The organism is Janthinobacterium sp. B9-8 (assembly GCF_000969645.2).
Taxonomy (GTDB): Bacteria; Pseudomonadota; Gammaproteobacteria; order Burkholderiales; family Chitinibacteraceae; genus Iodobacter.
The window spans coordinates 3,336,507-3,361,385 of the sequence record NZ_CP014222.1; the positions used below are offsets into that span (position 1 = coordinate 3,336,507).

Annotated in this window: 23 protein-coding genes and 3 tRNA genes; 7 read left to right on the top strand and 19 right to left on the bottom strand. The window is 49.1% G+C overall.

Annotation, left to right across the window (positions count from 1 at the left end; genetic code table 11):
- Positions 1–79: 79 nt before the first annotated feature.
- From pyk to VN23_RS14980, 4 genes are all read right to left on the bottom strand, one after another.
- Positions 80–1,510 carry a pyruvate kinase gene (gene pyk, locus VN23_RS14970; RefSeq protein ID WP_046351403.1) on the bottom strand — a complete coding sequence of 477 codons (1,431 nt, stop codon included), beginning with the start codon at positions 1,508–1,510 and terminating at the stop codon, positions 80–82.
- A gap of 190 nt (positions 1,511–1,700) precedes the next feature.
- A complete protein-coding gene (locus tag VN23_RS21860; RefSeq protein ID WP_156455209.1) occupies positions 1,701–1,853 on the bottom strand; it encodes a hypothetical protein in 153 nt (50 codons plus the stop codon).
- 324 nt (positions 1,854–2,177) lie between these two features.
- Positions 2,178–4,175, bottom strand: coding sequence for a UvrD-helicase domain-containing protein (locus VN23_RS14975; protein WP_046351402.1), 1,998 nt, complete (start codon positions 4,173–4,175; stop codon positions 2,178–2,180).
- Between the two features lie 75 nt (positions 4,176–4,250).
- Entirely contained in the window at positions 4,251–4,733 is a 483-nt protein-coding gene (locus VN23_RS14980) for a GAF domain-containing protein (RefSeq protein ID WP_046351401.1), read from the bottom strand.
- Positions 4,734–5,044: 311 nt separating this feature from the next.
- On the opposite strand from VN23_RS14980, the gene VN23_RS14990 reads away from it, so the two are divergent.
- The gene (locus VN23_RS14990) at positions 5,045–5,965 is read left to right on the top strand and encodes an ABC transporter ATP-binding protein (RefSeq protein ID WP_046351399.1); all 921 of its coding nucleotides are present in this window, start codon (positions 5,045–5,047) and stop codon (positions 5,963–5,965) included.
- On the top strand, positions 5,962–7,221 hold the full coding sequence (locus VN23_RS14995) for a hypothetical protein (protein WP_052746526.1): 1,260 nt from the start codon (positions 5,962–5,964) through the stop codon (positions 7,219–7,221). The genes VN23_RS14990 and VN23_RS14995 overlap by 4 nt, the downstream gene beginning before the upstream one ends.
- A gap of 138 nt (positions 7,222–7,359) precedes the next feature.
- Here the strand turns inward: VN23_RS14995 and VN23_RS15000 are convergent, their stop codons facing one another.
- From VN23_RS15000 to folD, 13 genes are all read right to left on the bottom strand, one after another.
- Entirely contained in the window at positions 7,360–8,115 is a 756-nt protein-coding gene (locus VN23_RS15000; RefSeq protein WP_046351396.1) for a hypothetical protein, read from the bottom strand.
- 169 nt (positions 8,116–8,284) lie between these two features.
- Positions 8,285–8,935 (bottom strand): endonuclease III, encoded by a 651-nt coding sequence (nth, locus tag VN23_RS15005; RefSeq protein WP_046351395.1) that lies wholly within the window; start codon positions 8,933–8,935, stop codon positions 8,285–8,287.
- Entirely contained in the window at positions 8,932–9,183 is a 252-nt protein-coding gene (locus tag VN23_RS15010) for a DUF2164 domain-containing protein (protein WP_046351394.1), read from the bottom strand. The genes nth and VN23_RS15010 overlap by 4 nt, the downstream gene beginning before the upstream one ends.
- 61 nt (positions 9,184–9,244) lie before the next feature.
- Complete coding sequence (locus tag VN23_RS15015) at positions 9,245–9,445, bottom strand: hypothetical protein (RefSeq protein ID WP_046351393.1); 201 nt, start codon at positions 9,443–9,445, stop codon at positions 9,245–9,247.
- The gene (locus VN23_RS15020; protein ID WP_231743268.1) at positions 9,426–10,106 is read right to left on the bottom strand and encodes an electron transport complex subunit E; all 681 of its coding nucleotides are present in this window, start codon (positions 10,104–10,106) and stop codon (positions 9,426–9,428) included. The genes VN23_RS15015 and VN23_RS15020 overlap by 20 nt, the downstream gene beginning before the upstream one ends.
- A gap of 263 nt (positions 10,107–10,369) precedes the next feature.
- Positions 10,370–10,999: an electron transport complex subunit RsxG gene (gene rsxG, locus VN23_RS15025; protein WP_046351391.1), complete on the bottom strand. Its 630-nt coding sequence runs from the start codon at positions 10,997–10,999 to the stop codon at positions 10,370–10,372.
- 160 nt (positions 11,000–11,159) lie between these two features.
- A complete protein-coding gene (locus tag VN23_RS15030; protein WP_046351390.1) occupies positions 11,160–12,173 on the bottom strand; it encodes an RnfABCDGE type electron transport complex subunit D in 1,014 nt (337 codons plus the stop codon).
- 240 nt (positions 12,174–12,413) lie between these two features.
- The gene (locus tag VN23_RS15035; protein ID WP_197432928.1) at positions 12,414–12,809 is read right to left on the bottom strand and encodes a hypothetical protein; all 396 of its coding nucleotides are present in this window, start codon (positions 12,807–12,809) and stop codon (positions 12,414–12,416) included.
- Positions 12,802–14,895, bottom strand: a complete 2,094-nt coding sequence (rsxC, locus tag VN23_RS15040) for an electron transport complex subunit RsxC (protein WP_082752798.1) — start codon at positions 14,893–14,895, stop codon at positions 12,802–12,804. The genes VN23_RS15035 and rsxC overlap by 8 nt, the downstream gene beginning before the upstream one ends.
- Before the next feature lie 152 nt (positions 14,896–15,047).
- Complete coding sequence (rsxB, locus tag VN23_RS15045) at positions 15,048–15,614, bottom strand: electron transport complex subunit RsxB (protein WP_046351389.1); 567 nt, start codon at positions 15,612–15,614, stop codon at positions 15,048–15,050.
- 241 nt (positions 15,615–15,855) lie between these two features.
- Entirely contained in the window at positions 15,856–16,437 is a 582-nt protein-coding gene (gene rsxA, locus VN23_RS15050; protein WP_046351388.1) for an electron transport complex subunit RsxA, read from the bottom strand.
- A 91-nt stretch (positions 16,438–16,528) separates the two neighbouring features.
- Entirely contained in the window at positions 16,529–17,548 is a 1,020-nt protein-coding gene (locus tag VN23_RS15055; protein WP_046351387.1) for a quinone-dependent dihydroorotate dehydrogenase, read from the bottom strand.
- Positions 17,549–17,664: 116 nt separating this feature from the next.
- Complete coding sequence (gene folD / locus VN23_RS15060; RefSeq protein ID WP_046351386.1) at positions 17,665–18,519, bottom strand: bifunctional methylenetetrahydrofolate dehydrogenase/methenyltetrahydrofolate cyclohydrolase FolD; 855 nt, start codon at positions 18,517–18,519, stop codon at positions 17,665–17,667.
- Positions 18,520–18,811: 292 nt separating this feature from the next.
- Here folD and VN23_RS15065 point away from each other — a divergent pair.
- From VN23_RS15065 to VN23_RS15075, 3 genes are all read left to right on the top strand, one after another.
- Positions 18,812–18,888 (top strand) — tRNA-Pro (locus tag VN23_RS15065).
- Positions 18,889–18,970: 82 nt separating this feature from the next.
- Positions 18,971–19,047, top strand: a tRNA-Arg gene (locus VN23_RS15070).
- An 82-nt stretch (positions 19,048–19,129) separates the two neighbouring features.
- Positions 19,130–19,205 (top strand) — tRNA-His (locus VN23_RS15075).
- Between the two features lie 69 nt (positions 19,206–19,274).
- Here the strand turns inward: VN23_RS15075 and VN23_RS15080 are convergent.
- The gene (locus tag VN23_RS15080) at positions 19,275–19,856 is read right to left on the bottom strand and encodes a DVUA0089 family protein (RefSeq protein ID WP_046351385.1); all 582 of its coding nucleotides are present in this window, start codon (positions 19,854–19,856) and stop codon (positions 19,275–19,277) included.
- Between the two features lie 397 nt (positions 19,857–20,253).
- Here VN23_RS15080 and VN23_RS15085 point away from each other — a divergent pair, with 397 nt between their 5' ends.
- Both VN23_RS15085 and sbcB read left to right on the top strand, forming a co-directional pair.
- Positions 20,254–21,288 (top strand): TIGR03790 family protein, encoded by a 1,035-nt coding sequence (locus VN23_RS15085; protein WP_231743269.1) that lies wholly within the window; start codon positions 20,254–20,256, stop codon positions 21,286–21,288.
- 171 nt (positions 21,289–21,459) lie between these two features.
- Entirely contained in the window at positions 21,460–22,932 is a 1,473-nt protein-coding gene (gene sbcB / locus VN23_RS15090) for an exodeoxyribonuclease I (RefSeq protein ID WP_231743270.1), read from the top strand.
- 143 nt (positions 22,933–23,075) lie between these two features.
- Here the strand turns inward: sbcB and VN23_RS15095 are convergent, their stop codons facing one another.
- The gene (locus VN23_RS15095; protein ID WP_052746525.1) at positions 23,076–24,692 is read right to left on the bottom strand and encodes a methyl-accepting chemotaxis protein; all 1,617 of its coding nucleotides are present in this window, start codon (positions 24,690–24,692) and stop codon (positions 23,076–23,078) included.
- Positions 24,693–24,879: the final 187 nt, after the last annotated feature.

The window sequence follows — 24,879 nt, forward strand, 5'->3', positions numbered from 1 at the left end:
GTTTGCTCCTGCTTGCCTAGCTGCCAGAGCATCACGCCGTTTGACTTACATCTGCATCGTCAACGTTTTAATAGAATTATTAAGCGATTGATGTGTCGATTTTAACAATTTGCAGCGTATTCGCGCCCAAACCAGCCTGCGAGCCCCAAGTCATGGCAACACAATCGCCCGGTACAACACGCTCATCGCGCACCAGAGCCATTTTCACGTGTGCAATTTGTGCGTCGCGCTCGTTACCTACCGATTCTGGCATCAGAGTCGGCTGAACATGGCGGTACAAGGCCAGCTTGCGGTAAGTGGCTATATTCTGAGTCACTGCCATAATAGGCACCGCGCTGATATAACGAGACAGCCAAAGCACCGAAGTCCCTGAATCTGTCAGCGCCACAATCGCCTTCATCGGCAAATGGCTGGCCGCGTAAACCGCCGCCATCGAAATCGCCTGATCGATACGCTCAACAACAGCATCGCTAATAAAATCATTATCGCTTTGCATATCGGCGTGTTTTTCCACTTCCTGACAAACACGCAGCATCGCTTCAACTGATTCTACAGGGTACTTACCCGCCGCCGATTCCGCCGACAACATCACCGCATCAGTGCCATCGAGCACCGCATTGGCCACATCAGAAACTTCAGCGCGCGTTGGCACTGGGCTAGTGATCATCGATTCCATCATTTGCGTAGCTGTAATCGACAATTTACGCATCTGACGTGCCATTTTGATCATGCGCTTTTGCAAGGCAGGAACAGCAGCATCGCCCACTTCAACGGCCAAATCACCACGCGCCACCATAATGCCGTCGGACGCTTCGAGGATGTCGACCAAATTAGTAATGGCTTCAGTGCGTTCAATCTTAGCGATCAAGCCCGCATGGCTGCCTTCTGCCAACAGTAAAGTGCGCGCCAACAGCATATCTTCGCCGCTTTTAGGAAAAGACACCGCCACATAATCAGCATGCAATGCAGCCGCTGTTTTAATGTCGGCCATGTCTTTTTCGGTCAGCGCAGGCGCAGTTAAGCCGCCGCCTTGACGATTGATACCCTTATTATTAGAAAGGGTGCCGCCCACCAAAACTTTGGTTAATACTTTAACGCCCGTTACCGAAATGACTTCCAGCTTAATTTTGCCGTCATCCAGCAATAAAATATCGCCCGGCTCTACATCATTTGGCAATTCTTTGTAATCCAAACCAACATAGTCCTGATTACCCAGCTCACAAGCGGCATCCAGAATAAACGCTGCGCCTTTTTCTAACTCAATTTTGCCGTGCTCAAACTTACCCACACGAATCTTCGGGCCTTGCAAATCAGCCAGAACCGCAACAGATTGCCCAAGGCGATCAGCAATAGATCGAACCAGATTGGCTCTGTCAGTATGGTCTTGTGCGGTGCCGTGGGAGAAGTTCAGCCTGACCATATTTACCCCAGCGACGATCAGCTGTTCCAAGACCTTAGGGTCGTTGGAAGCGGGGCCGAGGGTTGCAACAATCTTTGTGCCTCTGATCATTAGGTCTTACTCCTGAATAAGGGGGAATCTTCAAATCAAAAATATATCTTCGATAGTTCTTTCTGATTTCTTGATTTTGCTCGCGATCATACCTACAAAATGCTTACTTTGTGCAAGCACACATCTTTGCCCAAGCCTATTGCGACTATCCCCTTAGCATGAATTAGCCCATAACTCACTGAGATTTTAGCTAAAAGAGGAGATTTTCACCGCCCAAAAGTGTTGTTTTAATCATGCGCATAAAAAGTGCACCATCGGGCAAATCAACGTAGGCAAGAATCACTAAAGCGGATGCCATATATTGTTTATTCCGCATGAGTGAATAACGCGCAGAGATAAACATAGAGCACCTGCCAAACAGAATACGCTTCCCCAAAAATAATTCTTAGATGTAAATCAGTAAGTATGTAAGCCTTGAAATAGCGTAACGCTAATTCGAGCGCAGACGCCATGGCAAGTTCCGCCAAAGCGGAAAAGGAGAATGCTTGCAATTCATGAAGGGTAAAGGGGCAATACAAATCTAATACGTGCCGGGCAAGATCATCGGTTCATTGCTCTATGATCCACCACGTATCAATCAGCATGAATCATGCTTAGGGCAGCTTCCCCGCTCCCTACATGACATCGCATTAATTTACGTTGAGACCAAGAAAAAACTCAAGCCGTCTTACTTACCGATCCTTGCCATCAGCTCGGCGTTTTTAGCTTTTCGCTCTTCCTTGCTCATGGCGGGTTTGGGCTTGTCCCCTGCCAATCGACCACTGATGACCACATCTTCGGGGGGTAATTCTTTTAGAAAGCGGCTCGGCTCGGTAATTTGCCATTCACCCGCGCGGCGGCGCTTGCCGCAATAGCTGATAGTCAGGGAGCGCTGGGCGCGGGTGATCCCCACATACATCAGCCGCCGCTCTTCTTCCACCATATTGCTTTCAATCGAGTTCTGATGCGGCAGGATATTTTCTTCACAGCCGATCAAAAACACATGCGGATATTCCAGCCCCTTAGAAGCATGCAGCGTCGATAACTTCACCGCATCGACATCTTCTTCATCGCGCCCTTCCAGCATGGTGATCAGCGCGATGGTTTGCACGATATCAATCAGGCTTTTATCGTCTTCCTCGCCTTTTTTAGTAATCCAGGCGACTAAATCGAGAACGTTTTTCCACTTGGCCTCGGCTGGGCGTGGCTCGTCGTTTTCATACAGCCATGTTTCAAAATCAATCCCCAGCAGTAACTCATTTAATAAAGGCCCGGCTGGCTCTTTTGCTGCACGGTCTTGCATACGATTAATAAAATCGCAAAAAAGGCGCAAAGGCTCGTATTGAGCAGCTTGCACCTGATGAATAAAGCCTTCTTCATACACGGCAGCAAAAAAAGATACATTGCGTGTGGCAGCATAGCTGCCCAGTTTTTCCAGCGTCACATTGCCCACGCCTCGCTTAGGCGTAGTGACAGAACGAATAAACGCCGGATCGTCGTCTTGATTGGCGATCAGCCGTAAATAAGCCAGCACGTCTTTTATCTCGGCCTTGTCGTAAAACGATTGCCCGCCCGAAATCACGTAGGGAATGCGGCGTCCCCACATCTGCTTTTCGATAATCCGCGCCTGATGATTGCCGCGGTACAAAATAGCATAGTTGGAATACTTGCCATTGCTTAAAAAACGGCTCGACTCCAGATGATCCAACACCATGGCCGCTTCTTCTTCCTCGGTTTTGGTTTCGATCACCATAATCGGATCGCCAACGCCTAGATCAGACCAAAGCTTTTTCTCGAATAATTTAGGATTATTGCCAATAACCGCATTAGCGCAGCGCAAAATACGCGCCATCGAGCGATAATTTTGCTCCAGCTTAATCACCTGCAGCTTAGGAAAATCCTCTTGCAGGAGGCGCAAATTATCCACATTCGCACCACGCCAAGCATAAATAGACTGGTCATCATCCCCCACGGCAGTAAACAACCCCGTTACACCACTGAGAAGCTTAACCAATTGATACTGGGTGGTGTTGGTGTCTTGATATTCATCGACCAGTAAATAACGCAGACGGTTTTGCCATTTTTCCAGCACTTCGGGATGCGCTTCAAATAAATCGACCGGCAGGCGAATCAGATCGTCAAAATCCAAGGCCTGATAGGCAAACAAGGTGTCTTGATAAGAGCGGTACAGCTTAGCCAGTTGCAACTCGCCCTCTGATTGCGCCATAGCCAAGGCCTTGTCCGGCGAAATACGGTCGTTTTTGAGCATGGAAATCTGGCTCATGCTGCTGCGAATCAGCTGCTTATCGGTGGTGACAAGTTGCTCGCTAATAATCTTGGCGGCGTCTGCCGAATCCAGAATAGAAAACTGCGGCTTATAGCCCAGATGCCGCGCTTCCTCGCGCAACATTTTTAGCCCCAAGGAGTGAAAGGTAGAAACCGTCAGCCCCTTAAGCATCTCTTTTGGCAGCAGCGCCCCCACCCGCTCCTGCATCTCGCGCGCGGCCTTATTGGTAAAGGTAATCGCAGCGATGTTTTTGGCATTCATGCCCGCCTTCTCAATTAAATACGCAATCTTCTGCGTAATCACCCGCGTCTTGCCCGAGCCAGCACCAGCCAGGACGAGGCAAGGCCCGCCCAGATAAACGACGGCCTCGCGTTGCGGAGTATTTAAGAGATGCAGCATGAAAAACCTTGAGAGTGAAAGCGGGCGAAGTTTAACATGGGCAGGCCTGCCGCTGATCGGGGGCGGTCCCTCCACTTAAAACAAGCGGGCTAAAGCCTCACAAACCTGCGCCAGATACCTAGCATCGATTTCATCAAACGTCGCCAGCTCGGCGGAATCAACATCCAGCACCGCCAGCACCACGCCATCGCTATTAATCAGTGGCAAAACGATTTCCGAACGGGCCAAGGACGAGCAGGCGATATGCCCGGCAAAGGCGTCTACATCCGGCACCACCAGCGTTTGCGCCTGAGCCCAGGCGCTACCGCACACACCGCGCCCTTTTTGAATACGGGTGCAGGCAATCGGCCCCTGAAATGGCCCAAGCACCAACTCATCCTGCTTCACAATATAAAAGCCCGTCCAAAGCCAGCCAAAGGTGTGATGCATGGCGGCGCAGACATTGGCCATGGCGGCAATCAAATCGCTCTCGCCTTCAATTAAAGCCAAAGCTTGCGGAATCAGATTTTGGTACAGCTCTTCTTTGCTATTGCCTTGAATCAGTAAATTTTCTGCCATTTTTATTCCGATTAATATTGATGATTTATGGGTGAGTACACTCCCCCCAATCAAACCCAAATCTTGAACCACGGAGGGAAGGAGAACACGGAGGAGCACGGAGAAAAACAAAACTTTTGTAATAAAGCCAGTGTGGAAGAAATAAGTAAGTGGCGAGTTATTAAGGTTTTCTCCATGAAACTCCGTGTTCTCTGTGTCCTCCGTGTTTTAAGATTTGGGTTTCCGCTGCGTAACATCAGATCCTAACAATAATTCCCTGTCTGTATCCAGTATGATGCTGTCAAACCTAGTCAGATCAACCCGAGACTTCCATGATCCAAATTTCTGGCCTTACCTTTGATTACCCCGGCCACCGGGCGTTAAATCAATTGAATCTGAGCGTAGAGCGTGGCAGCGTTACAGCGCTGGTAGGTGCCAATGGCGCGGGTAAAACGACCTTGATGCGCTGCATTGCTGGTCTTGAAACACCACTTTCCGGCTCGATTGCTGTGGCGGGTTTAGATGTTCAGGAAGAGCCACGCGCGGTGCATCGGCAGATGGGCTATTTATCAGATTTCTTTGGCCTCTACCAAGATTTAACTGTGGCGCAATGTTTGGAATACGCGGCGGCGTCCCAAGGGCTTGCCAAAGAAGCCATCGCTGCCGCCATCAGCAGCACGGCGCAGCGCTTGTCTTTACAAGATCGCTTGGGACAAAAAGCCAGCAGCTTGTCACGAGGCTTGCGCCAACGCGTAGCCATCGGGCAGGCGATTATCCATGCACCTCAGGTATTGCTACTGGACGAGCCCGCATCGGGTCTAGACCCGGAAGCGCGTAATGAGCTGGCAATATTATTCAGGCAACTGCAAGCCAGTGGCATGACGCTGCTCGTGTCGTCGCATATTTTGGCCGAGCTGGAAGCCTATTCCAGCCATATGCTGGTGCTAAAAGACGGAAAAATCCTCGAGCACCGTGCGCTATCAAATGGCTCACACGGCACAAGCAGCAGAGCCTTGCAGCTCAGCCTGGCCAGCCCCAATCCGCGCCTTGCCGAAATACTGGCTGCCCATTCCAGCGTTGTGCTCAGCAAAAATAGTGATAATCACGCCGAGTTTGATTTCAGCGGCAGCAGCGATGAGCAAGCCCAATTACTAGCGGAGCTGATCCAATCTGGCCTCGCCATCAGCAGCTTTGGCGAACAGAACTTGCAACAAGCTTATTTACGCACCATCGCCAGCAAGGACACAAAATGAATCCTGAATTCAAACGCAATCTTTGGCTGACTTTTTCTACACCACGCTTAATCGGCATGCCTGCCATCCTTGCGCTGATTTTTTTAGCCGTAGGAATGAACACTGAACTAAGCAAACTGGGCAGCACTGCTGTCACACTATTTGTGGGGATAGTCTGGCTGTGGGGCACAAAAAATGCTGCCGCCGCCATTGGTGACGAGCAGCGTGATCACACCTGGGATCAGCAAAGAATGAGTGCGCTTAGCCCGTGGGAAATGACCTGGGGCAAACTATTTGGCGCAACGCTGTTTAATTGGTATGGCGGCGCACTCTGCCTGCTAATGCTGCTTGTGGCAGAGCTGCCCGCCAGCCCAATCAATGCCATTAGCAAGGCGCTATCAATGATTGCCATCGGCCTTTTGCTGCATGGCTCTGCGCTGGTGATCAATCTGCAACTGGGCCAATCCGATCTGGCCCAAAACCGCCGGGGCAGCTTTAATTTGCTGCTGGCGATTCCCGCCTTTTTTATGATGCCCAGCCTGTTTGAAATGGGCGATACGCCAATTGTATGGTGGGATATTTCCTTTTTGCCGCTGCAATTTCAGCTGCTGGCAGGCTCTTTCTTTGCCATTTGCAGCGTGTTTGCTGCATGGAGGCTCATGCAAAATGCGCTGCAAGTCCGTACTCGCCCATGGGCATGGCCGCTGTTTGCCTGCCTGCTGGCAGGATTTATAGCTGGCTTTAAACATGAAAACTGGGCAATACCAGGGCTAATTATTTGCAGTGTGATGACTTATGCCATGCTCTTTGCAGAGCCAAATGGCTTCACCGTCTGGCAACGTGTTATCACCCGCATTCAAAGCCAGAACTGGCACGGGGCACTGATTAATCTGCCGCTCTGGCCAACAACCCTCATGCTGTCTTTCGTTTTTGCACTGCTGGCTAGCGGATCAGGTGTGGACGAGTTTTCCGTACTCAGCAGCACCCCACTCGCCATCGCCCTGATCTTGCTGCGAGACAGCGCCATCTGCTTATTCCTCGCATTGAATAGCAATAGCAAACGGGTGCTCGCCAGCAGCCTGCTCTATCTGGCCATCATCAACGGCCTGCTCCCCTTCTTAGCCCACAGCAGCGGACTGGAAAGCCTGGCATCCATCCTGATGCCCATCAGCCGCACATCCGCGATTGCCAGCATTTTAATCAGCGCAATACACGCAGCAATCGCCATTGCCTTATTGGTTTGGAGATGGCAGGTGATGGTAAAGCAGAAGGATTGATACTGATACGACTCTAGTAATTGCACTAAAGCATCTTGATACCACATTAGTACCACCAAAACATTGTCGCCTTTTAAGCTACATTTGTGGCTTAAAAGGCGACAATTAAAACAAATTTAACCAGAATTATTTGTAATTTCATTCTTCTGTTCTCTCAATTTCAATGAAATAGGGGATGATAACGTCTTGAGAACTGGGGGCTTCTATCTCAATTACTTGTGCACCCAATGTGTACAGTGTTCCACCAAGATGAGTATTAATACAAATCTCAATAATCTCTCCAATCACGATATTAATAAGACTCACCATTTTACTGGTATCGTCAATGAGTCGCCTTAATGCCCCTTCTGCATCACCAACCATAATTGTTTCTAACATTGCTCGACCAGCAATACTCTCACCAAAAACATAAAGTCTATTTGCACAATTTTTCGATAAATAAATATCAAGTGAGTCACCTTCGCCTAAAGCATGGTATCCGGCATCTATTTGATCTAAAGAATAGTGAAAAGCATGCTTATTTCGCACTTTTGATATTAAACTACCCTTCCCAAAATATTGCTTTACATCCTTTAACGCCTTTTCCGCCTCTTGATCAAACCGCGAGATATATGTCCGTGACAAGGCAGGGCGTTTAAAGAATGCCACCTGAAGCAAATTCCAACATTCATAAATTTTCCCCGTCAACACCCGCCCCAAAGCAAAGGTCTGAGCCTTTTCTGCATTTTTCAAAATCGGATTATCAGAACACCCTCCAGCAGAAAAATGAAAAAGCTTTGCAAAAATATTGAGTTCATTGGCAGCATGAGCAATAAGCACTAATAGCTTCCTCTCGTCATCAGGAATAGCGTCAAGCTGTGAACGAGAAATAGTAATTTTATGAATGTCGATCATATTCAAGCTCCTAATATCCAGCCGGCAAAAGACTAAAATTCACAAAGTTAAATATTATCGACCTGCATTTTTTCTTGGGATTTATCTCTCACAGCCACGACCCCAATTTGGATTAACGATTTCAATAATAGATACAAAAACCGCTCCCTAAAGACTCATAAACATCCCCTCACCGCCCCGGTGGCGGAGTGATTTGTTTGGGTTTGTAATCACACACATCATTCACCACACAGCTCCAGCATTCGGGTTTACGCGCTTTACACACGTAGCGGCCGTGCAGGATAAGCCAGTGGTGAGCATTGAGTTTGAATTCACTGGGGGTCACTTTGAGCAGTTTTTCTTCGACGACTTTCACGTCTTTGCCTGGTGCTAAGCCGGTGCGGTTGGATACGCGAAAGATATGCGTATCGACGGCAATGGTCGGTATGCCAAAAGCCGTGTTCATCACCACATTGGCGGTTTTCCGGCCCACACCTGGCAGCGCTTCAAGCGATGCTCTGTCTTGCGGTACTTTGCTGCCGTGCAAATCGATCAGCATCTGACAGGTTTGCAGCAGGTGTTTGGCCTTGCTGTGATAGAGGCCGATAGTGGCGATATAGGATTCAAGCCCCTCCAACCCCAGCGCCAGAATGCTTTCGGGTGTGTTGGCAACGGGGAACAAACGCTTTGTGGCTTTGTTGACGCCCACATCGGTAGCCTGAGCCGAGAGCAAAACGGCAGTAAGCAGCTCGAATGGCGTGCTGTAGTTCAGCTCGGTGGTGGGATTGGGGTCTAGATCGGCAAGGCGCTGATAAAAAATACGCCGGGTTTCTTTATTCATTTTTTATTCCAGAAATTCATTTCTGGCTCAAAACAAGTGCCCGGCATATCCAGCGCTTTGTCTTGCATATAGGCCTGCGCATCAGCGATAGCCTGGTTGTAAACACTAGGGCCGATTTCCTGCATAAAGAAATCCAATAACTGCGCCGCCTGCAAACCACCAATCGGCTCATCCATATTGGCATCAAAATAACGGCAAATAGACTTCACTAATAATGCTTCAGCTTCTTTAGATATTTTTAACGCCATGGGATACCTGTGTATTTAATTTAAAAAAACCCATCTTAGGGTGGCACGATTTTGTTCCACCCTACATATCATCATCAGACATCTCGTCCCACTCATCCCAAGGCCCACTCATTACTTGGAAGTAGTAATACATCGCCACAACAAGAACCACTACGCCCAAAATCAATACCGCCAGCTGGCCCCAAAAGCCCATGCTCATCAGCCACCAAACCAAGCAGGCCAGCAGCAGGTAGGCCAAAAACTCAGTGATTCGGCACAGCATCTGGTAGCCGTTCAAGTTGCGCCTTAGCGGCGGCTCTTTTATCCATTGCAGTTTTGCCAGCAATCAAAAGCCCAAGGCCGATAAATGCGCCGGGGGGAAGAATGGCGAGTAGAAACTGGTAATGCATATCGGCGGGGATAATATAAATTGTCCACGCTTTGGCGGCGGGGCCAAACACCAGATCGATGCCAGAGAGCAGCGTGCCCTTGCCCACCAGCTCGCGCATCCCTCCCAATACCGCCAGCACCATCGTCAGACCAATGCCCATAAAAAACCCATCGAGAGCCGAATCCCAAACACTATTGCGGGAGGCAAAGGCTTCGGCACGCGCCAGCACAATGCAATTGGTGGTAATCAGCGGAATAAAAATCCCCAGCACCACATAAAGGCCATGCGCGTAGGCGTTGAACAATAAATCAACCACCGTAACCAGCGCTGCGATGATCAGAATAAAAATTGGGCTGCGTAATTCATTGGGCACAAATTGCCGGATCGCAGCAATGGCCGCGCCAGAAACCAACATCACCAAACTCGTCGCCAAGCCCAGCGATACGCCATTCACAATATTACTGGAAACCACCAACACGGGGCACATGCCTAAAACCTGCACCAAACCCGCATTCTGCTTCCAGATGCTATTTCTGATAATTTCTTTGCTCACTTGCTGCTCCATGACGTGATGCAATTAAAAGCAGTAACTCACAGCACAGATGAGTTTCCCTCTGAAAAAATTTAAATCTTGAACCACAGAGTAAAACGAGGACACAGAGTTCCACAGAGAAAACCTAAGCTCCCTTTTGAATTTCCTCTGTGAAACTCTGTGCTCTCTGTGTCCTCTGTGGTTCAAGGTTTTGCAAGAGATAAACTTCAACTACCGTTTACTTACATACTTTTCTCGGTGAGGTCTGTATCTACAGACCTTCTTTAACTTACCGCACTCCAAAGCTGCGGTTTGCTGGCCACGTATTCCAGCACTCGTTTTACCGCTGCGGTCACCGCGCGTGGGCTGATGGTGGCGCCGGCCATATAGTCAAAGCCACCGCCGTCTTTTTTAACTTTCCATGCTGCTGCATTCTGGGCGTTCAGCTCTTTGCCTTTAAATTGCTCTATCCATGGCGATTTGGCCGCGTCGATATAATCCCCCAGCCCCGGCGTTTCCTTATGCGCTACGACGCGCACGCCCAGCACCTGGCCATCAACATCCACGCCAACCAGCAATTTAATTTTGCCCGCATAACCATCCGGCGCGGTGGCTTCAAATACGGCGGCGACCGTTTTACCGGCTTTTTTTGCCAGATAAAAAAAACTATCGCCATCGTTACCCAATACTTTTCCATCCGCTGCCGACAAGGCGTGGGCATCTTTCAGCAGATTGTTATCAAAGCTTTTGGCGGGCAATACCTGAGCAATCAGCGCCACTTTGGCTTTTTCTTCGTTAAACAAGACTTTCTTGCGCGTCAGCTGATAAGTGCCCGCCATTAAAGCTGTAAACACCACCGCAAACAAAAACAGCGTCGCCGCACCACGCACCCCATTGGCAAACATGGTTTTCATTAAAAAACTCCTAAAATCTGGAAAACCTAAAGTCTGTAGATACAGAATATGTAGGGTGGGTTAGGCCAGAAAATGCACCGAACACACGTCGCTACCGCATCTTGGCCGTAACCCACCCTAAGATGACTCTCCTACCTCTGTATTTACAGATCTTTTTTAATCAAGACTTACGCCCAAAGACCGGTGGTTGGGTGTATTGGTCGATAAAGGGCGTGGCTATATTCATGATCAATACTGCAAATGCCACACCATCAGGATAAGCACCAAACACGCGGATCATATAGGTCAGCATGCCAGCCAAAGCGGCAAAGATGAGCCTGCCGCGTGGCGTAGTGGGTGCGGTAACCGGATCGCTCACAATAAAAAACGCCCCTAAGATGGCAGCGCCACTAAATAGATGAAACCACGGCGGGCTGTAATGGGCGGGGTCCACCCCATAGAACAAAGAGGCGGTCAGTATAAAGGCAGCAAGAAAACCCACAGGGATTTGCCAGGCGATCAGCTTAGACCAAAGCAAATAAAGGCCACCCAGCAAAAACCCCACCGCCGCCCATTCACTGCCGACCCCGGCTACAGCGCCAAAAATGGGTTGTTGAAAAATATCGCTTAAAGCATGCTGCTGAAGCAGCGCCGTTTTAACCGTATCCAGCGGCGTAGCAGAAGCCATGGCGTCAAAAGCTTGCGGGAGCTGACCGCTAAAAATGGTGAGTATCTGCGCCAGGCTATCCAGATGGGGAATATCCAGCGGCAAAGGGGCCGCCCAGCGCGACATTTGTGCGGGGAAAGACACAATCATCACCGCAAAGCCCACCATGGCCGGATTAAACGGATTCTGCCCCAGCCCGCCATAGAGATGCTTAGCGAGGCAAATGGCAATTAAAGTCGCCAGCACCACCATCCACCACGGCGCAAGCGGCGGCATAGAAAGCGCCAGCAAAACCGCCGTCACCGCGGCCGAGCCATCGCAGAGAAAAGGTTTAATCGGATAGTTGCGCAGCTTTAAACAAGCAGCCTCAGCCAGCAAGGCTGTGCCAAGAGCTAGCGTAATTTGTACCAGCACGCCCACGCCAAAAGCCCAAGTCAGCGCAATAATCCCCGGCAACAAAGCCGCCGCCACTTTGAGCATGACGACTTGCAAGGGCGTCGGTTTAATAAAAAAGGGCGATGTGTTCATTTGATTCCAAAAAAGTAAAAACTCAGGTGCACCACAAAAACCTAAAATCTGCAGACACGGATAACTCAGAGTTTAAAAACAGAACACGGAGAAATCATAAGAAGAAAATGAGTATTTGTTTGGGTTTTATCATGTTTAAAAACTTTCAAAACACAAAAACTTCTTAACAAAGGTTTTTCTCCGTAAAACTCCGTGCTCTCTGTAGCCTCCGTGTTTTCAAGACTTGGTGCGTCACATCGGCTAATAAGGCAAATCGTCCGCATCGATGCCGATAAAATCGGGTTCCGGGTCTTGGTTAAACTGTACGCCCTTAATTTCTGCCAGGCCCAGCATTAAGGCTTTAACCACCCGGTGCATGCCGTCCATTACCCTGCTGTCTTGCGACAAAATAATAGGGAAGCGCAGATCGGTTTCATTGATTAATTTGGCGTGCTCAGAAATAGCCCGGCAAGTTGGCGCGGCTCCGCCCTCATCAAACCAATAGCTCTGATCTAACTCAGCAATCTGTTCCAGCGGCACGCTGATCACGGCAAACTTTGCGCTCAGCTGAATCAGCCGGTGCACGTCCCAAGCCTTTAAGCCCTGCTCAGATGCGCGTAAATGATATTGCTTTCGCATTGCCTCAAGATCATTCATCTTTCGCCGCCTTGGCTGCTTTGGCCGCCATCGCCGCATCAATGCGCGCCTGGCGCTCTGCGGCCAGCACCGCTTTTTCCTCAGGGCTCATGGCAGCAAGCCGGGCTTTTTCTGCATCTCTTTTGGCCATAGCGGCCCGAATCTTGGCCGCTTTTTCTTCATCAAGTAAAGGTACTGCCTCTTCAGCAGGCACAACGCTTTCTGTTTTTCTTAATGCTGCAGCGGCTTTAGCTTCGGCGATTTCTGCCTGCTTGGCCGCTTCCCACTCGCTACGCTCTTCCGGGCTCATGGCCGCAATTCTGGCTCTTTCTTCACGGCGTTTATCCAGAATTTCTTTGGTGCGGTCGGTTTTATCCAGGCTGCTGGCAGGCAGAGTTTGCGATGGAGCCATTGGCAGATCCTCACTGCGCGCCACAGGCACGGCGGCCTCGGCCTCGGCTTTTTTCGCTGCGGCTCTGGCCATTGCGGCGGCAATTTTGGCTTTTTTCTCAGCGGCTAATTGCTCGGCCTGATCGGCATCGCTCGCAGCAAGGCCTGCATCTCTCGCTGCCGATTCGTTTGCTGCCACCGATTTAGCGATCGCGGCTTTAATTTTGGCTGCGCGGATAGCATCTTCAGGATCATCAGACGCCACCGCTTGAGCAAGCTTTTGTGTAGCTTTGGCGGCAAGGCGCTCGGCTTTTTCCTGTTTCTCGCGCTCGGCCCTGAATTCTCTGAACTCAAAACGCTCGCGCGCTAAATCAGCGGCGTGTTTGGTTTTTTCAGCCGCCCAGATTTCAGATTTTGCAAAGCGGTAGTAATCCACGAGACGAATATTGCTGGGGCACACATAGGCGCAAGCGCCGCATTCGATGCAATCAAACAGATTGCGCTCCTGCGCTTTGCCAAAGTTTTTGCTTTTGGCAAACCAGAATAAATCCATCGGTTGCAATTCGGCGGGGCAAGCTTCGGCGCATTTGCTGCAACGAATACAGGGCATTTCGCGCGGTTTTTCGGGGAAATCTGCAGGCGTTTTGGCGATTACACAATTGCCCGCCTTGCTTAGCCCCACGGCCAGAGACGGCAGTTCAAAGCCCATCATCGGGCCGCCATAGATATAGCCGGAGCTGCCCTTCTCACCCTCTCCCGCTGCTTTTAATAAATCTTGCAGCGGTGTGCCGATCAGCGCCTCATAATTCCCTGGGCGCTCTACATTGCCGGTAATCGTTACCACGCGGCGAATCACCGGCTCGGCATGGGCCAAGGCACAGTAAATACTGTGGATAGTGGCGACATTAAAACATTGCACGCCCAAATCTGTAGAACGCACGCCACTTGGCACTTCGATATTGCACAGCAATTTAATCAGCTGCTTGGCGCCGCCCGATGGATACAGCGTGGGCACTTGCACCACTTCAATGGCCTCCACTGCCTTGCTGCGGCTGGCTTTAATCGCATCCCGCAAAGCGGCTGCGGCTTCTGGCTTGTTGTCTTCAATCCCAATCAACACCTGTTTCGCGTTGAGCAAAGACTGCACCATCAAAATGCCGGCGATGATCTCGGCGGCGCGCTCCCGCATCAGCCTGTCGTCGCAGGTGATATAAGGCTCGCACTCTGCACCATTAATAATCAGCGTATCGAGCTGAGTTTTACTGCTTAATTTAAGATGCGATGGAAACACCGCACCGCCCAAACCCACCACGCCCATATCGCGCAAATAAGTGCGCACCGCATTAGGCTCTGCATTGCGCCAGTCAAACAAAGGGCGCTCCTGCCACTGATCTTTGCCATCGGGGATCAGCACAATACAGGCATCGCGTAAGCCAGAAGGATGGGCGATCGGATATAAATCAATTGCTTCAATCCGCCCCGAAGTCGGCGCATGCAAAGCGGCCGAGATCATGCCGTCTGCCGCTGCAATCATCTGGCCCTTTGCGACTTGGTCCCCAACTTTAACCAAGGGCTTGGCGGCGCTGCCTATGCTTTGTTGCAGGGATAAAATTAGCCGCGCCGGTAGCGCCGCTGTTCTGATCGGGTAGTGGCTGGATTCGGCTTTATGCTCGGGCGGATGAACACCGCCATGGAAGGTGATAATTTGCCGATTCATAAGCCACTCAGATGTTTCATAAATTCACACGATGATCGCGCAGGAATTTGTTCGTAATGGGGATTTTGTGAAGGAGCGGCGTAGTGGTTCATACGCCCGACTGAGTAAAACGCCCCAGTACGAACAAAGAGCAAGTGAGGACGGGGGATCATTTATGAAGCATCCGAGTGTAACTTGATTGGGATGACAGGATAGCGCCAACGCCAGTTACTCACCGTGGTGCCAAGCGGAACAATATCGATACAATCGACAGGACAGGGCGCCACGCATAGCTCACAGCCTGTGCATTCCGCAGCAATCACGGTATGCAGCTGCTTGGCCGCGCCCACGATGGCATCCACAGGGCAAGCCTGAATACAGAGCGTACAGCCGATGCAAACGGCTTCGTCAATCAGCGCTACGGATTTAGGTTTTTCTACGCCATTCTCGGCATTAAGCGGCTTGAATTCTTTACCCAGCAAATCCGCCAGTTTGCGAATGCCATCTTCACCACCCGGCGGGCAACAATTGATATCGGCTTCTTCATTGGCAATCGCCGTGGCATAGGGCTTACAGCCAGGAAAACCACACTGGCCACACTGGGTTTGCGGCAAGATCGCATCAATTTTATCGACTAATGGATCTTCATCAACCTTGAACTTAATCGCAGCAAAGCCCAGCACCGCCCCCAGCGCCAAAGCAAGAACAGCCATTAACAAAATGGCCAGTAAAAAAGACATAGCTTTCCTAAAAATGATTACAGATCACAAACCCAAATCTTGAACCACGGAGGACACAGAGAACACGGAGAAAACCTATGAATGAATGAAGTGATAATAAACAAAGGATCTCCCGAAGAAGACATAGATTGAAAAACAAATCCATTACCCACGTAATGCCTTCATCAGGTCTTGATATCGTATTGGTTTTCTCCGTGTAACTCTGTGTCCTCCGTACTCTCCGTGGTTAAAGATTTGGGTTTTACCGCACCAAGCCAGCGAACCCCATAAAGGCCAAGCTCATCAGCCCTGCGGTGATAAAGGCCACCGGTGTGCCTTTAAAGAATTCGGGGATATCTGCGCCCTCTAGTCTTTCGCGCATGGCGGCAAATAGGATCAGTACCAGACTAAAACCTACTGCCGAACCAAAGCCAAATAATAGCGATTCGACAAAATTATATTTTTGCGCCGAGCTAATCAAAGGCACGCCCAATACCGCGCAATTGGTGGTGATCAGAGGCAGATAAATCCCCAGCGCTTGGTAAAGAACAGGGCTGGCTTTATGAATAAACATTTCAGTGAATTGCACAATCGCGGCAATCACCACAATAAAAGCAAGGGTGCGCAAATATTCCAGCTGCCAGAAGATCAATATCTGATCGATCATCCACGATGTGCCTGATGCCAGCGTCAGCACAAAGGCAGTGGCAAGGCCCATGCCGATCGATGCTTCCAGCTTTTTAGACACGCCCATAAATGGGCATAAGCCCAAAATACGCACCAGCACGGCATTATTAACCAGCACCGCGCCCAGAAGCAGCAGTAAATAGTGTTGAAAATCCATGGTTTAAAATCTCTCCGTAGGACGGGGCAAGCCGTCATTGAACTCAATTGCTAAAGTGGCGGCTTGCGCCGGCCTACGGTTTTTTATCTACTTACAAAGCGGCAATCGCCTCAACGCAATCACTAACCATTTGCGGGCCTTCGTAAATCAGGCCGCTATACACTTGCACTAGGCTTGCGCCTGCGCGGATTTTCTCTGCGGCGTGTTCGCCCTTGAAAATCCCACCCACCCCAATAATAGGCAGGGCGCCGTCTAGGGCTTCGGCCAGATCACGAATTACCTTGGTTGATTTGGCCCTGACCGGTGCGCCCGACAAGCCCCCCGCTTCTTGCCCATGTTTTAAATGCTCGACACCAACACGGGATAATGTGGTGTTGCTGGCAATCACAGCATCGATACCGCTAGCCACTAGGCGCTCGGCAATATCCTGAACTTGGTTGCTATCTAAATCGGGCGCTATTTTAAGGGCAAGAGGTACGTAGCGGCCATGACGATCCGCAAGCTCTGTTTGCTTTTGCTTTAAAGCCGTCAGCAAACGCCCCAATTCATCCGCGCCTTGCAGCTGGCGCAAGTTCTTTGTATTAGGGCTAGAGATATTGACCGTGACGTAGCTGGCGTGTTCATACACTTTATCTAAGCAGATGAGATAGTCATCAGCTGCGTTCTCGATCGGCGTGTCCGCATTTTTGCCGATATTGATACCCAAAATACCCTGATAATTGCTGTTTTTAACGTTCTCGATCAGCTTATCCACGCCATCATTATTAAAACCCATACGGTTAATAATGCCCTCGGCTTCCGGCAAACGAAACAAACGTGGCTTAGGATTACCCGGCTGAGGACGAGGTGTGATGGTGCCGATTTCTAGGAAACCAAAACCCAGCTCGGCCATCGCATCGATATGGTCACCATTTTTATCTAAGCCAGCGGCCAGCCCAACAGGATTCGGAAAATCCAGCCCCATCACAGAAACAGGGCATTCAGGCACCGTAGGCGTAAACGTGCGCAAAAATCCCAAGCTATGCAAGGCATGCAAGCCGGTAAACGCCGCAGCGTGCGCTTTTTCGGCGTCGAGTAAAAAAAGAAAAGGTTTAACTAACTGATAAGACATGAGGCAGGGAATCCGGCAATTGATAGGCAAAACTGCGCCAAAGACGCTACTTGTTTCCCTTTTCCAATGTGGCATCACACTGGAAAAGAGTTACATATGTAAGACTAAATGCTCAATCAACCCTTGCGATTTACGCAAGCATCAAAAGTGTTTTGCATCAGAGTAGCCACAGTCATCAAGCCCACCCCCCCCGGCACTGGCGTAATCCACGCTGCTTTTTCTTTGGCAACATCAAACTCAACGTCACCACAGAGCTTGCCGTTTTCTAAGCGATTGATGCCCACGTCGATCACAATCGCGCCCGCCTTAATCCAGTCCCCTTTCACAAAATTAGGGATACCTACGCCAGCCACTACAATATCTGCGCCACGTACTTTGCTTTCTAAGTCTTGCGTTTTGCTATGACAGATCGTAACGGTAGCGCGAGCCAGTAAAAGCTCTAAAGCCTGCGGGCGACCTACGATATTAGATGCGCCCACGATGACAGCGTCTTTACCAACGATATCAATTCCGGTTCGCTCTAATAAAGTCATCACACCGCGTGGGGTGCACGGGCGCAGCAAAGGCATTTTTAAAGCGAGGCGACCAATATTATAAGGATGGAAACCATCGACATCTTTTACCGGGTCGATCAGCTCGATCACTTTCTCTGCATTAATATGTTTTGGTAAAGGCAGTTGTACCAAGATACCGTCGATCTCATCGTCCTGATTAAACTTAGCCACTAGGGCCAGCAAATCAGCTTCAGAAGTATCCGCTGGTAAATCGATATCAATAGAGCGAATCCCAGCATTAGCGCACTGACGCTTCTTATTACCTACATAGACTTGAGAAGCAGGGTCTGCCCCAACCAAAATCACGGCAAGTGCAGGAGCACGTAAGCCACTTGCCACACGGGCATCTACTTTGGCGCGAACATCACTAACAATTTCGGCCGAAATGATTTTTCCGTCGAGAATTTGGGCTGTCATGGGTAAAACTCCTGCTGTTTCTATCGCAAAAAACGCATTTTCTCATGCAAAAGCATCTAGCCCAAACATTTCCTACATATTTTTCTAAGTGGGTGCTGTTTAACTAACTAGGAAATATCAAAAAAATTAACCTATATTTCAGATATTTTTTACGACAAAAATCACCATAAAAAACAAAGAGTAGCGTAAGAATCCACCCCATTTACCCACGTTTAGCGTTATCCGTCTCAGAAAAAAGATCGCGAAGGTGCTTGACGCCAAAAAGCCTGCACAGTATATTGCGTCCTCTGTTCGGGGCGTAGCGCAGCCCGGTAGCGCATCTGCTTTGGGAGCAGAGGGTCGTGAGTTCGAATCCCACCGCCCCGACCAGAACTTATCCTTATCCGATAAGTTGTTTTAAAGTAAGAACTTATTCACCCAGATAAGTAGATTTATAGTACGGTTGTACAGTGTGCCCGTAGCTCAACTGGATAGAGCAACGGCCTTCTAAGCCGTAGGTTACAGGTTCGATTCCTGTCGGGTGCGCCAAGTGTGTGATCGACTATTAAAACGAACCAAGATTTTAGTTTTAGACTTGTAGTATATTAAGTCTTAAACGCACCGCTCAGCGGTGGCTGTAGCTCAGTTGGTAGAGTCCAGGATTGTGATTCCTGTTGTCGTGGGTTCGAGCCCCATCAGCCACCCCAGTAAGAAAGCAAAAAGCCCATCCGCAAGGTTGGGCTTTTTGCTTTGCTGCGTTTCAATCAAATACAGGCTTAAGCTGCAGTTTTACGGCGGCGAGCTACTCCTAATAATCCGAGCAAGCCCATGCCCATTAAGGCATATGTTTCTGGCTCAGGTACCGGAGTTACAGAATCCACTCCGCTTAAATGTACGCTCCAGTTTTTGCCCTTATTGAGACCATTGGCTGGCTGAGCCCAATCTTCCAGACGAATTGGAGCCTGATTGTCGTATGTAAAGCCACTGCTAAGCACTGAGCCACGAGCGCGATTATTATAAGTAGCGATCGTAAACAGATATTCACCAGCGGCCAGAGTTGTAAATTTCAAACCAGAATCAAAGCGGGTTTGGCCCGGAGCAATACTGGCATCATCATCATTCTGCCCCAATAAGCTCCATACTGAGCCTTCCTTTTTCCATACGACAGTAACCGGGTCAAAATTTATGCCGTTACGGAATGAATCTGTCCAGACTTTTACGTTTGTATTTGCTTGATTCAAGGTAAAACCAAGCTTCACAACGTCTTTGTGGTAATTGATACTTCCACTAAAATCAAAAACTGCAGCGTGTGAAACGGATGAAATAAATAGTGTTGCTAGTGCTAGTTTTTTCAGCATGCCAGATCCCCTAAAATTTTTATAGAAACAATTTTACAACAAAAGAAAGCTAACACAAAACTTCAAGTAATTCACAAAAATGAATATAAGAATTATTGTATATAATAAAAATCAAACACTTAATTTCAATAAAATAAAAACACCTAGCAAACCTCGTTCATTTATTTTTATAGAAAAACAAACTGTAAAATTGCCTTTTTGAATTTAAAAATATAAATTTAAAAAATAAAAACATTAAACAAAAAAAATAAAAAAACATTAAAAAAAAAGTAAATTATTAATGTTTTTGTTGTATAAAAACACACAACGCCTGTGCCGGACTCAGTTGTAAAACAAACTGGCATTCGTACTTTGCATGGCTTAACATCCTTGTCATCCAAAGATCAGGACCCTGCTTGTGAAGCTTCTCTTCGGCCTTATCTCTCTCTTTCTTTCTGCCTCACTCTGGGCTGCCCCGCCTAAGCCGCCTTTTTATCAGCTCAACGCCAGCCAGCTAGCCGTGGTCGTGAATCGTAATGATCCCTTATCAGCCGAAATTGCACGTTACTACGCAGAAAAACATGGTTTAAAGCCTGAGCAGATCTTTCAAATTAGCCTGCCCACAGACCGTAGCTGGATTAGCGAAGGTGAGTTGGCGCAAGCCAAAGCGGAGCTAGATACAGCACTGCCCGCTCATATTCAGGCACTGGCACTGGCATGGACCAAGCCTTATCGGGTAAATTGCCTGAGTATCACTTATGCCTTTACGCTGGGTTATAAAGAGGGCATTTGTCAGAGCACGGGCAAGCCGACTCCTGCCTCACCATACTTTAACCATGCCAGCACCCAGCCCTTCAGCGATTTAGGCTTACGCCCCAGCATGATGCTAGCGGCCAATAATCTGGCAGAAGCTAAAAAATTAATTGATCGCGGCAGCGAGGCTTGGGGGAGCTTCCCGCGAGGCACGGCTTATTATTTAACCACGAGTGATAAAACCCGCAGCGCCAGAGCGCCTTTATTCCCGCCCACACAGACGGTAGAGCGCCCAGCCATTAAAATTGAGAATCTGCACGGCGATGTAATCAGCCATAAAAAAGATGTGCTGATTTATCAAACAGGGCTCACCAAGGTAGATAAGCTGGAAACCTTGCAATTTTTACCCGGCGCACTGGCCGATCATCTGACTTCTTTTGGCGGCATGCTGACCGACAGCAGCCAGATGAGCAGTTTAAAATGGCTGGAAGCTGGCGCTACTGCCAGCTATGGCACGGTGAGCGAGCCTTACTCTTACCCACAAAAATTCCCGCATCCACAGGTTTTGCTCTATCACTATCTGGCGGGTGCCACAGCAGTAGAAGCCTATTGGAAAAGTGTGGAATGGCCTGCGCAAGGGGTATTTATTGGTGACCCGCTGGCCGCGCCGTTTCGCAGCCTTAGCCCGCGCAAGCAATAAACCCCTCTAATCCCCCAACCTTAAACCACGGAGAAAAGGGAAAACACGGAGGGTCACGGAGGAAAACAAGGCTTTCTCTGTGCCTCGTTTTACTCTGTACCCCAAGGTTTAGCACTCTATCCATTAACATCTACAGTGCTTTTCCCTAGCCCTGAGTCGTTACAAAGCACCATGCAAATTCAAAAGCCTTATAATCAGGCAGCGATTCCCAGAGGCTTTATCTATATGCATACCTTTTACTGGCACGATTACGAAACATTTGGCATCAACCCACGCCGTGATCGCCCTTCGCAATTTGCTGGCATTCGCACCGATGCAGAGTTAAATGAAATCGGCAAGCCACTCAATATTTTCTGTAAACCCACACCTGACTATCTGCCCGATCCTGAATCCTGCCTGCTTACGGGCATTACGCCTCAGCAGTGCTTAGAAAATGGTGTAGACGAGTTTGAGTTTGCGGCCCGTATCGAGGCCGAGCTGGCTATGCCTAGCACGGTAGGGTTAGGTTATAACTCGATTCGTTTTGACGATGAAGTCACGCGCTTTATGTTCTGGCGCAATCTGATCGAGCCCTATTCGCGTGAATGGCAAAATGATTGCAGCCGCTGGGATTTACTCGATGTGGTACGCACCACCTATGCGCTGCGCCCCGAAGGCATTGTTTGGCCAACACACGACGATGGCCGCCCTTCCTTCAAATTAGAACATCTCACCAAGGCCAACGGCATCAGCCACGAAGCGGCGCACGATGCGCTATCTGATGTGCGTGCCACCATTGCACTGGCACGGCTAATCCGTGAGAAACAACCCAAGCTATTCGATTTTTGCTTTTCACTGCGTAAAAAAGACAAGGTGCTAGAGCAAATTGGCCTCCCCAATGCCAAACCTTTCCTACATATCAGCGGCATGTTTTCCGCAGAGCGCGGCTGCATCGCGCTGGTTTGGCCACTCGCCATGCATCCCAACAATAAAAACGAAATCATCGTTTGGGATTTAGCCTTTGATCCAAGTGAGATTTTCAAGCTGGACGCGGAAACCATCCGCCTGCGTATGTTCAGCAAAACGGCTGATTTACCCGAAGGTGTCCCTCGCCTGCCGATTAAAAGCATCCATATTAATAAGTCGCCCATTGTGATTGGCAATCTCAAAACATTAAGTAGTGAGCGAGCTGCACATTGGAATATCGACGTAGAACAGGCCTTGGCTCACGCCAAAATAGCCGAAAGCGCCCCCGATATGAGCGCAATCTGGCAGCAGGTGTTTACGAGCGAGCATGCAAAAAGCGATGTGGATGAAGATTTATACGGCGGATTTATTGGCAATAATGATAAGCGTCTTCTAGCTAAGCTACGCAACTTTAGCCCCGAAGAGCTGGCTAAAGAGCGGGTGAGCTTTGAAGATAGCCGCCTTGAAGAAGTGCTTTTCCGCTACCGCGCCAGAAACTTTCCAAGCACATTAACCGCGGCAGAATTGCAACGCTGGGAGCAACACCGTGCAGCAAAGTTGTTCGATGGCACAGGTGGCGCACGCACGCTGGAAGCCTTTGGTGAAGCAATTGATACGCTATCGGAAAACGTCAGCGAGCAGCAGGCGGACATTCTTTCTGCACTCTTTGATTACGCCGAAAGCATTATGCCCGACTAGAGCTCCGGGCATTTCTTACTAGCAGACAAAACGCTTTATCTTGCCCACGCAGGCGGTACTCAGCGCACCATTTAGCCCTGCCGCGTGGGCACAAAAGCATGCCCACCACGCCAAGAAGCAACTTGCAGCTTCCCGCAAAAAAACTACTGACCGTGAAAAAAACTAATGTTCTTCTCTAGCACACTAGCGTGCTCGGCCAGCTCCTGTGCGGCGCGGCTGAGCGCATCGGCGGCGCTAGCGTTAGCTTGTGTGCCTTGCGTGAATTGCTCTACCGAAGCGCTGATCTGATCAATTCCTTGTGCCTGCTCCTGCGATGCACAGGATATTTCCTGAATCAAAAAAGAAGTTTTGCGAATCGTCGGCACAATATCTTCAAGCAACTTACCCGCCCCCTCTGCCTGCTCAACACTATTACTGGCTAAATCACTAATTTCCTGAGCGGCCAGTTGGCAGCGCTCAGCCAGCTTTCTCACTTCAGATGCAACCACAGCAAAGCCCTTACCATTCTCCCCCGCCCTTGCTGCTTCAATAGCCGCGTTCAACGCCAGTAAATTAGTCTGATAGGCAATATCATCAATAATGCTAATTTTCTTAGCAATTTGCCGCATGGCATTCACGGTTTGCTTAACGGCTTCTCCGCCCTTTACCGCATCACTAGCCGATTTTCCAGCCATTCCTTCAGTCACTTTGGCATTGTCGCTATTTTGCCCGACAGTAAAGTTAATCTCTTTCAATGCGATGCTGGTGCTTTCGATACTATCCATTTGCTCAGATGCATTTTGCGATAAACGCTGCGCTGAAGCATTAACCTGCACTGAAGTCTGCGCCAAAACAGCCGATGTACTTCTGATGTCGCCAATCACCAGCCTAAAACGTTGATTCATCCCATCCAGAGCGCCTAAAAGACTGCGCTGATGGCTGGCGTTAAATTTCGCATTTAAATTACCCGCAGCAATTTCCTGCACAATCTGCAATGCCTCTTGGGGCTCGCACCCCAAAAGACTAATCAGGCGGTGATACATCCAAACTAAAACCAGCAATAAACCCAAACCAAATAAAAAAATCATGGCCAGTAAAATTTGTAAATAAAACTGCTTGCTTTGCTCGGCACTTATCACCTGGGCCGCAGTGCGTTTATCCAGCAAAACAAAAAACGCATCGACCGGGCCCATAATTTGTGCTTTGTACTGGTGATAAGCCACGTTATGCATCAGATCTGCTGCGAGTTTTAAATCAGGCTCACCTTGCTTGCTAAAACCACCCGCATCATCTGCAAAGCGTCCTTTCACGGCATTCATGGCGATGGTTTCACTTTTAACCAAGCCATCTGAATTAGCCTGAGCTTCTTTTAATTTGGCGAATTCTGCTTCAGTAAAACCGGCTTGTTTCATTAACTCTTGCAGGGCAACTAAGTGGCCATCTGGACGCGGCAGGCTATCGCTCACCGCCTTAAAATCCCAATAAATACGCTGATACTCTTGAGGTCTGGGCTTTTTGCCATTGCGTATATCAAGCACATCCCAGTATTGCTTTTCGTATTTGGCATCGCCTGTAATCACATAGCTACGAGCCAAGCGGGTAAGGTCATCCGAGCTTTGCCTTAACTCATCAGCCAATAAGTAAGAGTTGTAGCGTTGTAATTCGGCCTGGCTATGCTCATCAGCGCTTTGCTTCAGTAAAATGGCGACGCTTACCAATAAAATCAGTGATAGCACAACCAAGCCACCCAGCGCTAAGAACATACTTTTTACACTACGCATACTGTAAGCCCCATTAAGCGATGTGCTTCTATTCAAGAATAGGACAGCTTTGCGCTAACAAAACAAAGAAATGCTTTTTCCAACCTTAGTAGCGCAGTACGGCAAAGCAAGAGGAAGTCATCATTTCGTCTTTTCCTACAAGGCACCATGCCCCGCTACCCGCTAAACACAGAGACAAGCTGAACAT

Bases quoted from the DNA above. Each gene is read 5' to 3' on its own strand.
- VN23_RS14975 (WP_046351402.1), bottom strand. From the start codon at position 4,175: ATGCTGCATCTCTTAAATACTCCGCAACGCGAGGCCGTCGTTTATCTG.
- VN23_RS15000 (WP_046351396.1), bottom strand. From the start codon at position 8,115: ATGATCGACATTCATAAAATTACTATTTCTCGTTCACAGCTTGACGCT.
- rsxC (WP_082752798.1), bottom strand. From the start codon at position 14,895: ATGAATCGGCAAATTATCACCTTCCATGGCGGTGTTCATCCGCCCGAG.
- VN23_RS14990 (WP_046351399.1), top strand. From the start codon at position 5,045: ATGATCCAAATTTCTGGCCTTACCTTTGATTACCCCGGCCACCGGGCG.
- rsxA (WP_046351388.1), bottom strand. From the start codon at position 16,437: ATGGATTTTCAACACTATTTACTGCTGCTTCTGGGCGCGGTGCTGGTT.
- folD (WP_046351386.1), bottom strand. From the start codon at position 18,519: ATGACAGCCCAAATTCTCGACGGAAAAATCATTTCGGCCGAAATTGTT.
- nth (WP_046351395.1), bottom strand. From the start codon at position 8,935: ATGAATAAAGAAACCCGGCGTATTTTTTATCAGCGCCTTGCCGATCTA.
- VN23_RS15015 (WP_046351393.1), bottom strand. From the start codon at position 9,445: ATGCTGTGCCGAATCACTGAGTTTTTGGCCTACCTGCTGCTGGCCTGC.
- VN23_RS15035 (WP_197432928.1), bottom strand. From the start codon at position 12,809: ATGAATGATCTTGAGGCAATGCGAAAGCAATATCATTTACGCGCATCT.
- VN23_RS14980 (WP_046351401.1), bottom strand. From the start codon at position 4,733: ATGGCAGAAAATTTACTGATTCAAGGCAATAGCAAAGAAGAGCTGTAC.
- rsxG (WP_046351391.1), bottom strand. From the start codon at position 10,999: ATGAAAACCATGTTTGCCAATGGGGTGCGTGGTGCGGCGACGCTGTTT.
- pyk (WP_046351403.1), bottom strand. From the start codon at position 1,510: ATGATCAGAGGCACAAAGATTGTTGCAACCCTCGGCCCCGCTTCCAAC.
- VN23_RS15095 (WP_052746525.1), bottom strand. From the start codon at position 24,692: ATGCGTAGTGTAAAAAGTATGTTCTTAGCGCTGGGTGGCTTGGTTGTG.
- sbcB (WP_231743270.1), top strand. From the start codon at position 21,460: ATGCAAATTCAAAAGCCTTATAATCAGGCAGCGATTCCCAGAGGCTTT.
- VN23_RS15030 (WP_046351390.1), bottom strand. From the start codon at position 12,173: ATGAACACATCGCCCTTTTTTATTAAACCGACGCCCTTGCAAGTCGTC.
- rsxB (WP_046351389.1), bottom strand. From the start codon at position 15,614: ATGTCTTTTTTACTGGCCATTTTGTTAATGGCTGTTCTTGCTTTGGCG.
- VN23_RS15080 (WP_046351385.1), bottom strand. From the start codon at position 19,856: ATGCTGAAAAAACTAGCACTAGCAACACTATTTATTTCATCCGTTTCA.
- VN23_RS15010 (WP_046351394.1), bottom strand. From the start codon at position 9,183: ATGGCGTTAAAAATATCTAAAGAAGCTGAAGCATTATTAGTGAAGTCT.
- VN23_RS14995 (WP_052746526.1), top strand. From the start codon at position 5,962: ATGAATCCTGAATTCAAACGCAATCTTTGGCTGACTTTTTCTACACCA.
- VN23_RS15055 (WP_046351387.1), bottom strand. From the start codon at position 17,548: ATGTCTTATCAGTTAGTTAAACCTTTTCTTTTTTTACTCGACGCCGAA.
- VN23_RS21860 (WP_156455209.1), bottom strand. From the start codon at position 1,853: ATGTTTATCTCTGCGCGTTATTCACTCATGCGGAATAAACAATATATG.